Annotated in this window: 11 protein-coding genes; 8 read left to right on the plus strand and 3 right to left on the minus strand. The window is 64.0% G+C overall.

Going from position 1 to position 11,958, the window contains the following annotated elements; translation table 11 throughout:
- Positions 1 to 260 precede the first annotated feature (260 nt).
- Positions 261 to 530 carry a DUF167 domain-containing protein gene (locus DFR51_RS07080; protein WP_121048479.1) on the minus strand — a complete coding sequence of 90 codons (270 nt, stop codon included), beginning with the start codon at positions 528 to 530 and terminating at the stop codon, positions 261 to 263.
- A 3-nt stretch (positions 531 to 533) separates the two neighbouring features.
- Entirely contained in the window at positions 534 to 875 is a 342-nt protein-coding gene (locus DFR51_RS07085) for a DMT family protein (RefSeq protein WP_121049923.1), read from the minus strand.
- A gap of 166 nt (positions 876 to 1,041) precedes the next feature.
- On the opposite strand from DFR51_RS07085, the gene DFR51_RS07090 reads away from it, so the two are divergent.
- The 5 genes from DFR51_RS07090 (at position 1,042) to DFR51_RS07110 (ending at position 7,509) form a co-directional block, all read left to right on the plus strand.
- On the plus strand, positions 1,042 to 1,437 hold the full coding sequence (locus tag DFR51_RS07090; protein WP_121048482.1) for a glycine zipper 2TM domain-containing protein: 396 nt from the start codon (positions 1,042 to 1,044) through the stop codon (positions 1,435 to 1,437).
- Between the two features lie 70 nt (positions 1,438 to 1,507).
- Positions 1,508 to 2,047, plus strand: coding sequence for a hypothetical protein (locus DFR51_RS07095; RefSeq protein WP_121048485.1), 540 nt, complete (start codon positions 1,508 to 1,510; stop codon positions 2,045 to 2,047).
- Positions 2,048 to 2,084: 37 nt separating this feature from the next.
- On the plus strand, positions 2,085 to 2,420 hold the full coding sequence (locus tag DFR51_RS07100) for a hypothetical protein (RefSeq protein WP_126494760.1): 336 nt from the start codon (positions 2,085 to 2,087) through the stop codon (positions 2,418 to 2,420).
- A 164-nt stretch (positions 2,421 to 2,584) separates the two neighbouring features.
- Entirely contained in the window at positions 2,585 to 5,482 is a 2,898-nt protein-coding gene (locus DFR51_RS07105; protein ID WP_121048491.1) for a TonB-dependent receptor plug domain-containing protein, read from the plus strand.
- 29 nt (positions 5,483 to 5,511) lie between these two features.
- Positions 5,512 to 7,509: a S9 family peptidase gene (locus tag DFR51_RS07110; RefSeq protein WP_121048494.1), complete on the plus strand. Its 1,998-nt coding sequence runs from the start codon at positions 5,512 to 5,514 to the stop codon at positions 7,507 to 7,509.
- A 1-nt stretch (position 7,510) separates the two neighbouring features.
- Here DFR51_RS07110 and DFR51_RS07115 read toward each other — a convergent pair whose 3' ends face one another.
- A complete protein-coding gene (locus DFR51_RS07115) occupies positions 7,511 to 8,335 on the minus strand; it encodes an alpha/beta hydrolase (protein ID WP_121048498.1) in 825 nt (274 codons plus the stop codon).
- A 125-nt stretch (positions 8,336 to 8,460) separates the two neighbouring features.
- Here DFR51_RS07115 and DFR51_RS07120 point away from each other — a divergent pair, with 125 nt between their 5' ends.
- Genes DFR51_RS07120 through DFR51_RS07130 form a run of 3 tightly spaced genes read left to right on the plus strand, consistent with a single transcriptional unit; the run spans position 8,461 to position 11,953 of the window.
- A complete protein-coding gene (locus DFR51_RS07120; protein WP_121048501.1) occupies positions 8,461 to 10,752 on the plus strand; it encodes a bifunctional salicylyl-CoA 5-hydroxylase/oxidoreductase in 2,292 nt (763 codons plus the stop codon).
- Positions 10,749 to 11,495, plus strand: a complete 747-nt coding sequence (locus DFR51_RS07125) for an SDR family NAD(P)-dependent oxidoreductase (RefSeq protein WP_121048504.1) — start codon at positions 10,749 to 10,751, stop codon at positions 11,493 to 11,495. Before DFR51_RS07120 ends, DFR51_RS07125 begins: the two co-directional genes overlap by 4 nt.
- Positions 11,489 to 11,953, plus strand: a complete 465-nt coding sequence (locus tag DFR51_RS07130) for a MarR family winged helix-turn-helix transcriptional regulator (protein ID WP_121048506.1) — start codon at positions 11,489 to 11,491, stop codon at positions 11,951 to 11,953. The genes DFR51_RS07125 and DFR51_RS07130 overlap by 7 nt, the downstream gene beginning before the upstream one ends.
- The last annotated feature ends 5 nt before the right edge of the window (positions 11,954 to 11,958 follow it).

Here is an 11,958-nt window from a genome sequence, read left to right on the forward strand (position 1 = left end):
CGGATCGTGATGAGCCGCGCGTGGCGGCGCAACGTCTTCAAAACGACAGGAAAGAAATGCGGGGGACAGCAGGAGCGCGCTATCCCCCAAGGAGGAGGTGTTTACTGCGGGGAGGGTCCGCCGGCCCCTTGCGGAGGGTGGTGGGACGGTAGTCACCGGCGGAACCTCTTTTCTGTAGGTAAAGCAGTGCCGCATTCCGACTTTGATCTGAGTCAAACTCGCTCGCGCCGCCGTACTTTCGTTCAAAAGAAAACGGCCGTTCAGCGCGCGATGTGCAGCAGCTTCTCGCGCGATGTGTCGCCGCGCGCGACGCTGACGGCGGACTTGGGAAGGCCGAGCGCTTTTGCGACGAGTCGGCAGACGGCGGCGTTCGCCTTGCCGTCCTCGGGCGGGGCGGAGACCCACACGCGGGCGCGCGGCCCTTCGGGCGTGTCTTCAACGACGATGCGCTCGCCGCCGCGCGCTTTGGGCGTCACCCGCACGGCGAGTGTGTCGCCCGTCGAAACCAGTGCGGCGAGGGCGGTATCCACGCTTCAGCGCCCGACGAAAAGGAACCCGACCGCCGCCATGATGCAGCCGAAGGCGGCAAGGTGGCGCCAGTGCAGCGGTTCGCCGAGGTAGGTGACCATGAACACGCCGAAGATGGTGAGCGCGATCGCTTCCTGCGCGATCTTCAGCTGTCCCGGCGTCCAGCCCGCAGCCGCGCCGATGCGGTTCGCGGGGACTGCGAGCGCATATTCGAAGAAGGCGATGCCCCAGCTGATGAGGATGATGATGAACATCGGCTTGGCGCCCGCGGCGCCGGCTTTCAGGTGCCAGTACCAAGCGAATGTCATGAGGATGTTGGAGAAGGTGAGGAGGACGATCGTCTGCATGGTTGCACGTCTTAGCGCGCGTGCGGGCACGCCGCCACGGCTGTTCAGGTATGAGTCAGCGTTCAGCCGCAAGTTTGCGCGGGAAGCAATTTTGCGGGAGCCGTTTGCATCTTCTTGCGTTTGGCACCCGAAGCGAAGGCTTCATGTGAATGGTTTGGAGAGGTTTATGAAAAAGGTCGTTTTCGCCGCGGTTGCGGCTTCGCTGATCCCGCTCGCCGGCGTGTGGTCGGCTCCGGCGCTTGCCGATCCGCCGCACTGGGCGCCCGCGCACGGAAAGCGCGCCAAGGATCGGGATCGCTGGTATCCCGATGATTACTACCGCAAGGGCAATTATCGCGAGCGTCGCCTGAGCCGCGACGAGCAGATTTATCGCGGTCGCGACGGGCGCTATTACTGCAAGCGCAAGGACGGCACGACCGGCCTCATCATCGGCGGCGTGGCGGGCGGCGTGCTCGGTCACGAAATTGCGCCGGGCGGCTCAAAGACCGTTGGCGCGGTCCTCGGCGCTGTCGCCGGCGGCCTCCTCGGCAAGAGCCTGGACGACGGCATCAAGTGTCGCTGACCAGTTGAATAACAAGGCTTCCTCTCCGGCAGGCATTTGATAATGTGCCTGCCGGACAGGAGGTATTCTCATGACGAAACAGGGATTTATCGCAGGCGCCGCGCTTCTCGCGCTCACAGCCTGCGGCGGCAACGACGCAAGCGAAGCCTCGAAGGGCGAGGGCAGGGAGGTCGCGAGCGGCAGCGTTGCGACCGAAGACGGCGAAGCGCAATACAGCGTGCGTCAGGATGGTGACACCTCCACCGTCACGATCACCGGACCCGATGGGCAAACGGGCAAGTTCATGAGCGGCGAAGGTGCCGCGAACTTTCTCCCCGATTTCGCTCCGCTGTATCCGGGGGCAAAGACTGTCGGCGGCGCGGGCGGTGATTCCAGCACGGGCAAGGGCGGCATGGTCAACTTCGAAACTGACGACGCGCCCGAAAAGGTCATCGACTGGTACAAGGCAGCGGCTGAAAAAGCCGGGCTCAAGATCGCGGGCGAGATGACGACACCCGAAATGCGCATGGTCGCCGCGCAGGATGAAGCGACGAAGCGCAGCCTGCAGGTCCACGCCTCCGCCAAGGAAGGCGGCGGCACCAGCGCGAGCCTGATCGCAGGCACGCAGTAGAATTGATAACAGGTCCGTAAGGTTAACCATCAAAGTTTTGGCGTTAACCGCCTTCGGCAAGACCTCGTTAGGTATTCGGGCCGCTAATGGCTACCGGGTCAAGAAAATGCTCGGGAGTCTAGGGGCCATGGACAAGGTAGAACTCGCTGACGCGGTGTACGCCCGCGTCTTCCCTGTTATCATTATTGTCTGCGCCGTTGTGGGCACGGCCAGCTTCGCGCTGCAAAACTATTCGCAGGCCGTATGCGCCTTCCTGGCAATCGGCCTTGCGATGAAGTTGAACGGCATCATAGAGCGCCGCCGTTTCGAACGCTCGGAACGTCTCGCGGCACTCGGTTGGAATCGCGCGCGCAACCCGCTCGGTTCATTCTGATACTCCGTCCGAAGTTCGGTCGCGCCACTCCCGATCCCCCTCGGGGGTGGCGCCTTCCGTTTGCGAATTGGACAATTGACTAACTACTGAGGCTGCGACATCCTCCGCTCCGGGAAGTTCGGGAAGAACGCCGGAAACCGGCAAAAAGGGTGGGAGCAGCAGCTATGAAGACGATCACCGCGTTCGCCGCGTTGATGGCGACAACCGCATGGAGCGCGCAGGCCTTCGCGCAGCAGACGGATGCTGTCGAAGGCGAAGTCGCCGAAACCATCATCATCACGGGCACGCGTATCAGCCGCCCGGAACTCGATTTCGCGAACCCCGTCACAACGCTCTCGGCTGACGCCATCGCCCAGTCCGGCAAGACCAATATCGCGGATTTCCTGACGCAGAGCCCCGCGCTCATCGGTTCGCAGACCGGCAGCCTCACCGGCGGCTCCGAAACGGAATTCGGCGAAGCCGGCCTCAACCTCCTCGATCTCCGGAACCTCGGCACCGACCGCACGCTGGTGCTGGTGGACGGGCGCCGCCATGTGTCCGCGCTCGCGGGTTCGGCGGCGGTCGACATCAATGCGATCCCGACCGACCTCATCGAAGCGGTTGACGTCCTGACCGGCGGCGCGTCGGCGATCTACGGCGCCGATGGCGTGTCGGGCGTCGTCAACTTCCGGTTGAAGCGCGATTTCGAAGGCATCACCGCGCGCGGCCAGATCGGCATTTCGCAGCGCGGCGACGGCGGCAACCGGTTCGGTGCGATCACCGCCGGCACCAATTTCTCGGAAGGGCGCGGCAACATCGCCGCCGCCTATGAATACAACAAGCAGGACCGGCTGAACGAACTGCGCCGCGCGCGACTGCGGAATCCGCGCGCCGCCGGCCTTTATCGCAACCAGGCCGACTTGCCTGACGATCCCAACGTCCCGGACTATATCCCCTATAACGACGTTCGTTACGCAGACACCGCGCGCATGGGCGCTGTCGATGTCGATTTCGACTATGCGTCTGACTTCGAGGGCGACGGCGATATCTATGACCGTGGCCTCGTGCTGGAGGAATCCGGCGGCTACGCGCAGGGTGGTTCGAGTACGCCCGTGGATGGCTACCAGGGCGACGTCCTGCCGGGCCTTGAACGCCACCTCGTCAACGTCCTTGGCCGTTATGAATTCAGCGACGCTTTCACGCTGTTTGCCGAGGGCAAGTACGTCCGTAGCAAGGCGTGGACGCAGCAGCAGCCCACTTACGATTTCTACCTGTTCCAGACAGCCGAAAACCCCTTCATGCCGGAATCGATCCGCAATGCGATCGTGCCCGGTGCGGCGGCGGCGGCATTTGAAGACCCCGATATGCCGGACGGTGTATGGGTCACGCGCGACAATTTCGATCTCGGCATCAATTTCGAGGAAAACATTCGCCAGACACTGCGCGGCGTTATCGGGGCCAGCGGCAGTTTCAGCGAGCACCTGAAATACGAGGTGTCGTACGTCTACGGCCGGACGAAGACGCGCACGTTCAGCCAGGGCAATCGGCTGGAGGCCGAATGGCAGGCAGCGATCGACGTTGTTTCCGATCCCGACACGGGCGCGCCGATCTGCCGGACGATGCTCGATCCCGATAATCCCTTCCCGAACTGCGTACCTTACAACATCTTCGGCGAGTACGTGCGCGATCCGGCAGCGATCGGCTTCGTGACGACCGATAGCCTCAGCCGTGCGAAGGTGACCCAGCACGTCGTCTCGGGCTCCATTTCGGGTGACACCGGTGCGTTCTTCAATCTCCCGGGCGGGGCAGTCGGCTTCGCTTTCGGCGCCGAATATCGCAAGGAGAAGAGCACGTTTGATCCCGACCCGGTGATCCGCGATGGCCTGACGTGGTACGGTGCGATTCAGCCGTCGAACGGCCGCTTCGACGTGAAAGAGGTGTTCGCCGAGATCAACCTGCCCCTGTTAAAGGATGTGCCGGGCGCGCATCTGCTGTCGGTCGGCGGCGCCATCCGGCTTTCCGACTACAGCACGGTCGGTTCCACGACGACGTGGAAGGTGGACGGCGTCTACGCACCGATTCCCGACGTCTCGTTCCGCGCGACCTATTCGCAGGCGGTGCGCGCGCCGAACATTGCCGAGCTGTTCGCGCCGGAAAGCTCCTCGTTCAACTTCATCGTCGATCCGTGCGACACGCAGGAGCTGAACAACGGCACCTCCACGCGCGAGGCGAACTGTGCGGCGCTGATCGGCGCGCTCGGCATCGATCCGACGACGTTCAGCCCGACGAGCGACCCCAGCTCGTCACTTTTCACCGAGGGTCTGAGCGGCGGCAATCCCGACCTTCAGGAGGAAACCGCGAAGACATGGACGGCGGGCGTGGTGCTTCGCCCGCGTTTCCTGCCTGGCTTCAGCGTTTCGGCGGACTGGTACGACATCAAGATCAAGAACGCGATCAACACGCCGCAGGCGGAAGAGCTTGCCGAGCTGTGCGTTGATCAACCTACGCTCGACAATCCGTTCTGCTCGGCGATCACACGTGATCCCGATACGGGCTTCATCACCGGTTTCACCTCGCGGCCTGACAACGTTGCGCAGTTCCGCACTGCTGGTCTTGACGTCACACTCGCGTACCGAATCCGTACGGATACCGCAGGAACGTTCAACGTGGCGCTCACCGGTAATTATCTCGACCGTCTGGAGTACGTGGCAACGCCGGGGGCTGAGGTCGATTCCGACCGTGACGAGGCGCTTGCCTATGCACCGCGCTATTCGGCGACGCTCGACCTCACGTGGAACAAGGGGCCAATGACAATTGCGTACGGCATCTCCTGGTTCGACAAGACCCGTCGCTTCAAGACCGAGGATCTTGCGGGAGACCCCGATTACACCGATCCCAAATATTTCTGGGCGAAGCAGAAGTGGGAACACGAAGTGCAGCTCAGCTACGACATCGGCGAACGCTTCAGAATCTACGGTGGCGTCAACAACCTGTTCGACGAGAAACCGGCGTTCAACTTCACGTCCTACCCCGTCTCCGCGATGGGGCGCTATTTCTACATGGGTGCGACGGTTTCGTTCTAAGCGCAGCACAACATAAGGGGGCAGGGCTTATGTACCGGATTCTGGGCGGTTTCATGCTGCTGGCATCGTCCAGCCTTGCCTCCGCGGCGCCGTCTGCGGTGGTGCCGGAGGATTATTACCGGCTCACGGACGTGAGCGAACCGGCCTTCGCGCCCGATGGCGCCACGATCGTCTACACCGTCTCGACCCCCGATCAGGCGCGCGATGAAAAGACGAGCGACCTGTGGACTGTGCCGTGGAAGGGCGGAGCCGCCAGACCGCTCACCAGTACGCCGGAGGTGAGTGAATACAGCCCGCGCTACACACCCGACGGCAAGACGGTCGTGTTCCTCAGCAACGCCGGCGAAAAGCAGGCCGGCGAGGGCGAAGATGACAGCGACCAGCTCTGGACGATGCCGGCCGCAGGCGGCGCAGGGAAGCGCATTTCCAGCCTCCCCGGCGGGATCAGTGACTACGATCTGTCTCCCGACGGCAAATACGCCGTCGTCGTCGCGGAAGTCGGCAAGGCGGTTGGCAGCAAGGCGAAGAATCCGCCGCCCATCGAAACCGAGCGCTTCTTTTTCAAAGAGGACGGTCGAGGCTATCTCGATGACCGCACGCAGCAGCTTTTCATTGTGGACCTCGAAACGGGCGCGGCGCGGCAGCTGACGCGCGGTGCGCGCGATCATTGGCGCCCCGCATGGTCGCCCGATGGAAAACTTATCGCCTACACCGCGAAGGACCACGGCGAGACCGACAAGACGCTGAACACCGAAATCTATGTGCTGTCCCCCGAAGGCGGCGAGCCCCGCAAGCTCAGCCCGACCGCGAATGCGGACGACGACCCGGATTGGCTCGCGGGCGCCTCGTGGTCGCCGGATTCGAAGCGCGTCGTGTGGCTCGAAGGCATGGAGGACAAGTGGCTCTACTACGGCACGCCGCACCTCGCCGTTGCGGACCTGGCGACGGGCGCGGTGACGCGGCCCGCGAAGCTCGACCTCTGGTTCTACTACCCGCGCTTCGCGCCGGATGGGTCGATCCTCACGCAGATCGAGGGTGACCGCGACACGTGGCTGGCACGCGTGGACGCGAAAAGCGGCAAGATCAGCTACCTCACCAAGGGCACGCGCTTTGCCTATGACTATGCGGTCGCGCACGATGGTCGCATCGCGATCCTCGAAACGACCAACGAAAAGCCCGCCGAACTTTTCGCACTCGACAAGAGCGGCGCCCGGCCGCTCACCGATCACAACCGGTGGCTGAAAGACCGTGCGCTCGGCGAAACGCGTGACGTCCGCTTCAAGAGCGGTGACGCTGAAATCCATGGCTTCTACGTGCTGCCGCCGAATTACGACCCGGCGAAGCGTTATCCGCTGATCGCGGACCTGCACGGCGGCCCGGTCTATCAGCACAGCCACGAGTTCGACCTCGATGCGCGCGCACTCGCGAGTGCGGGCTATGTCGTTCTGAAGATCAATCCGCGCGGCTCATCGGGGCGTGGCTTCGATTTCTCGCGGGCGATCTATGCCGATTGGGGCAATGTCGATGCGCAGGATATCAGCGCGGGCATCACCAATGCGATCGAAACCGGCATCGCGGACCCCAGCCGCATCGGCGCGGGCGGCTGGAGCTACGGCGGGATCCTCACCGGCTACATGATCGCCTACGACAAGCGCATCAAGGCGGCGGTCGCAGGCGCAGGCGTCTCCAACATCTTCGCGACATGGGGCGTCGACATGTATCAGCGCGAATACGTCCTCGAACTCGGCACGCCGTGGGAGAATGTCGATACGTGGAAGAAGCTCGCGTACCCGTTTTTCGAGCCGGAGCGCATCACCGCGCCCACGCTGTTCCAGTGCGCGGACGCCGACGACAACGTGCCCTGCGTAGGCGCCGAACAGATGTACCTGACGCTGAAGACACGCGGCATCCCGACCAAGCTGATCGTCTACCCGGGCCAAAACCACGGTCTCACCGTGCCGAGCTACCTCGCGCACCGCATCCGCGCCAACATCGACTGGTACGGTCGCTGGTTGAAGGCCGACTGAGCTATTCGCCGAGCAGCGTGCGCGTCAGCGGGTGATCGGGGTCTTCAAGCCCGTCGATGACGTTGAAGTGATGACGCCCCGGTTCCTCGAAAAGCGCGGCTGCGGCGCCAAGGCCGCTCCAGATGTTTGCGAGAAGTGCCGACTGGCGGCGGAACTCGGGGCGCTCGTCCGCACCCATCCAGCAGGTGACGCGCGCGCCGGCGAGGGGGGCGAGCAGCGCAGGGCTCTCGCCGGCGGCTTCGGCATCGTCGATATGGAGCGTGTCGTTCATTTCCGTTCGCATCAGCGGCCGCAGGTCGGCGAGCGCGGAAATGGGAACGGTATGCACGACGCGGGCCGCGACCTCGCGCGGTAACGGCGAGGTCGCGGAGACCATGCGCGCGGCGAGATGCCCGCCCGCAGAGTGACCGGTGATGAGGATCGGGCCTTCAATGCGTGCCGCAGCGGCGGTGATCGCGGCGCCGACTTCGCGCGAAATGCCACTGATCGGGGTTTCCGGGCAGAGCGTATAGGACGGCATCGCGACAGCGAAACCGCGCGCGAGCGGTCCGCGCGACAGGTGCGACCAGTAGCTCTTGTCGAGTGCGAGCCAGTAGCCGCCATGGATGAAGACCACGAGGCCGCGGGGCGTGCCTTCGGGCAGGAACAGGTCATAGCGATTGCGGGGAGCGTCGCCGTAGGGAAGGTCCAGCATCGCGCGTGTACCGCAAGCTTCGCGCCAGCGCCGGGCAGGCTCAACCCACGCCTCTGGCCAGCGGTCGCCGTCCGCGATGTGCGCGCTGTTCGCGTAAGCGTCGTCCCAGTCGATGATCGCCTGCAGGGTCATGTTCGCTCCCGTTCGAGTTTGCACACAATGCGCGACACCTAAAATATTTCAACCCTGAAATTTTAGGCTTGAAACATTAAAGTCTCCGTGTCAGCCTGCGACTCATCGACAAGGGAGATCATCCGATGGATGTGGCTGTACTCGGCGGTGGACCCGCAGGCCTTTATTTCGCGATCTGCATGAAGCTGCGCGATGCGGGGCATCGCGTCACCGTGATCGAACGCAACCGCCCGGACGATACCTTTGGCTGGGGCGTCGTGCTTTCGGACGAGACGCTGGACAATCTCGCCGCGAACGACCCCGTCAGCGCTGCCGCGATCCGCGAGCATTTCGCCTATTGGGACGACATCGCCGTCGTCCATAAGGGCGTGCGCACGGTTTCGACCGGCCACGGCTTCTGCGGTATCGGGCGCAAGCAACTCCTGCTGCTGCTCCAGGCGCGCGCGCTGGAGCTTGGCGTCGAAATCTGTTTCGAGACCGAGGCGGAGCCGACGCAGACCTATATGGACAAATACGACCTCGTCGTCGCGGCAGATGGGCTCAACTCCCGCACGCGCACCGAGTTCGCAGACCATTTTCAGCCGAATATCGACGTGCGCAAGTGCAAGTTCGTCTGGCTCGGCACGCACCAGAAGTTCGACGACGCCTTCACCTTCATTTTCGAGAAGACCGAGCACGGCTGGGTCTGGGCGCACGCCTATCAGTTCGATGCCGACACGGCGACGTTCATCGTTGAATGCACGGAAGACACGTGGGCGGCCTTCGGCTTCGGCGAGATGACGAAGGAAGAGTCGATCGCGACATGCGAGCGCATCTTTGCAAAGCACCTCGGCGGGCATTCGTTGATGTCGAACGCCGCGCATGTGCGAGGTTCGGCGTGGATCAACTTCCCGCGCGTACTCTGCGAGCGCTGGTCCTACCAGAATGTCGCGCTGCTCGGCGATGCGGCGGCGACCGCACATTTCTCGATCGGTTCGGGCAGCAAGCTCGCGATGGAAAGCGCCGTGGCGCTCGCGGACTATATCCACAGCGAGCCGACGCTGGCGGCGGCCTTCCAGAAGTATGAGGACGCGCGCCGTGTCGAGGTGTTGCGCCTGCAATCGGCAGCGCGCAACTCGATGGAATGGTTCGAGGAGGTGGAGCGCTACCTCGATCTCGATCCCGTACAGTTCAACTATTCGCTGCTCACGCGCTCGCAGCGCATCTCCCACGAGAATCTGCGCCTGCGTGATCGCGCGTGGCTCGATAGCGCGGAGATCTGGTTCCAGCAGCAAGCGGGCGCTGGAAACGTGCGCCGAGCGCCGATGTTCGCGCCTTTGAGCCTGCGCGGCATGACGCTGCAGAACCGTATCGTCGTCTCGCCGATGGCACAGTATAAGGCGGTCGATGGCTGCCCCACCGACTGGCACTTTGTGCACTATGCCGAGCGCGCCAAGGGCGGTGCCGGCCTGGTGTTCATCGAGATGACCTGCGTCAGCCCCGAAGGCCGCATCACACCCGGCTGCCCGGGCTTTTACGCGCCCGAGCACGAGGCGGCATGGAAGCGGCTCGTCGATTTCGTTCATGCCGAAACTCACGCGAAGATCTGCGCGCAACTCGGCCACTCCGGCCCCAAGGGTTCAACGCGGGTCGGCTGGGAAGAGATGGATGCACCGCTCCCCGCGGACAACTGGCCGCTGCTTGCCGCTTCTGCCGTGCCGTGGTCGGAGCGCAACACGGTGCCGAAGGCCATGGACCGTGCCGATATGGATCGGGTCCGCGACGAGTTCGTTGCGGCGGCCGAAATGGCGGACCGCGCCGGCTTCGACATGGTCGAGATACACGCCGCGCACGGCTATCTGCTCTCGTCGTTCATCAGTCCGCTCACCAACCGGCGCGAGGACGAATACGGCGGCAGCCTTGAAAACCGAATGCGCTATCCGCTGGAGGTGTTCCGCGCCGTCCGTGCCGTGTGGCCGGAAGAAAAGCCGATCTCTGTGCGTATCTCCGCGAACGACTGGGTCGGCGACGAAGGTGTGACGCCGGAAGAAGCCGTGCAGATCGCCGAAATCCTGAAGGACGCGGGCGTCGATATCTGCGACGTCTCTGCCGGGCAGACGTCGGTGCGTGCGAAGCCTGTCTACGGCCGCATGTTCCAGACGCCGTTCTCTGACCGTATCCGCAACGAGACCGGCATGGCGACGATGACTGTGGGTAACATCTACGAGCCCGACCACGCCAACTCGATCCTGATGGCGGGCCGCGCCGATCTCGTCTGCCTCGCACGCCCGCATCTTTCCGATCCCTACTGGACGCTGCACGCGGCGGCGACGCTCGGCGACAAGCAGACGGAATGGCCGAAGCCCTATCTCCCCGGGCGCGATCAAGCGTTGCGTCTCGCCGAGCGCGGACCCGAGCAGATGACGGGCAAGGTATGATCGCAGGGCAAAGCGCTCTCGTCACCGGTGGTGGCACCGGCGCGGGCCGGGCCATCGCACTTGCGCTTGCGCAGGCTGGTGTTGACGTCACGATCTGCGGCCGCCGCCTCGCGCCACTGGAAACGGTGGCGCAGGAAAACGAACGCATAAGCGCCGTGCAGGCCGATGTGACCGACGAAACCGCGATGCGCGCGCTCCACGCGGCGCACGGCCCGTTCGACATCGTCGTTGCGAACGCCGGCGCGGCTGAAAGCGCCCCCGCACACAAGGTGACGCAGGCGGATTGGCAGGCAGCGCTCGCCGTGAACCTCACGGGCGCGTTCCTCACCGTGCAGCCTGCGATCGCGCCGATGGTGAAACGCCGCGCCGGGCGGATCATCTTCATCGCCTCCACGGCGGGTCTCAAGGGCTATGCCTATGTCGCGCCCTATGTGGCGGCGAAGCATGGCGTCGTCGGGCTGATGCGCGCGCTCGCGGCGGAGACGGCGAAATCGGGTGTCACGGTCAACGCCGTCTGTCCCGGCTTCACGGAGACCGATCTCCTCGAAGAGTCGATCGAGCGCATCATGGCGACCACGGGCCGCAGCCGCGAAGACGCGCGCGCCAACCTCGCCGCCACGAACCCGCAGGGCCGTTTCATAACGCCGGACGAGATCGCGGCCACCGTGCTGTGGCTCGCGAGCGAAGGTGCTGCGTCCGTCACCGGCCAGGCCATTTCCGTTTCGGGCGGCGAGACATGGTAAGCGCGCCGCTTACGGCTGACGATGGGAAGGAGCGCGTCCGCCTGTGGCTGCGTCTGCTCCGCGCGACGCGGCTGATCGAGGCCGAACTGCGCGAGCAGCTGAAGATCGAGTTCGACACGACGCTGCCGCGCTTCGACGTCATGGCGGCGCTCGACCGCGCGCCCGACGGCATGATGATGAGCGAGCTTTCGCGTTTCCTGCTCGTCTCCAACGGCAACGTCACCGGCATCGTAGATCGCCTGGTATCGGATGGATTGGTTGCCCGCACCGCACGCGACGGCGACCGCCGCGCCTTTATCGTCAAGCTGACCGAAGCGGGCACCAAACAGTTCAAGGCGATGGCCGCCGCGCACGTCCGCTGGATCGATGCGATGCTTGCCGACGTCGACCCTGAAGAGGCCGCGCATCTCGCCGGCACACTCAGAACGTTCCAGAGCAAGTGGGAGGGCGGACATTGACGCAG

Source organism: Sphingosinicella microcystinivorans, from assembly GCF_003634215.1.
GTDB lineage: Bacteria > Pseudomonadota > Alphaproteobacteria > Sphingomonadales > Sphingomonadaceae > Sphingosinicella > Sphingosinicella microcystinivorans.

Coding starts and splice junctions, on each gene's coding strand:
- DFR51_RS07085 (WP_121049923.1), bottom strand. CDS start 875: ATGCAGACGATCGTCCTCCTCACCTTCTCCAACATCCTCATGACATTC.
- DFR51_RS07090 (WP_121048482.1), top strand. CDS start 1,042: ATGAAAAAGGTCGTTTTCGCCGCGGTTGCGGCTTCGCTGATCCCGCTC.
- DFR51_RS07095 (WP_121048485.1), top strand. CDS start 1,508: ATGACGAAACAGGGATTTATCGCAGGCGCCGCGCTTCTCGCGCTCACA.
- DFR51_RS07105 (WP_121048491.1), top strand. CDS start 2,585: ATGAAGACGATCACCGCGTTCGCCGCGTTGATGGCGACAACCGCATGG.
- DFR51_RS07110 (WP_121048494.1), top strand. CDS start 5,512: ATGTACCGGATTCTGGGCGGTTTCATGCTGCTGGCATCGTCCAGCCTT.
- DFR51_RS07115 (WP_121048498.1), bottom strand. CDS start 8,335: ATGACCCTGCAGGCGATCATCGACTGGGACGACGCTTACGCGAACAGC.
- DFR51_RS07120 (WP_121048501.1), top strand. CDS start 8,461: ATGGATGTGGCTGTACTCGGCGGTGGACCCGCAGGCCTTTATTTCGCG.
- DFR51_RS07125 (WP_121048504.1), top strand. CDS start 10,749: ATGATCGCAGGGCAAAGCGCTCTCGTCACCGGTGGTGGCACCGGCGCG.
- DFR51_RS07130 (WP_121048506.1), top strand. CDS start 11,489: ATGGTAAGCGCGCCGCTTACGGCTGACGATGGGAAGGAGCGCGTCCGC.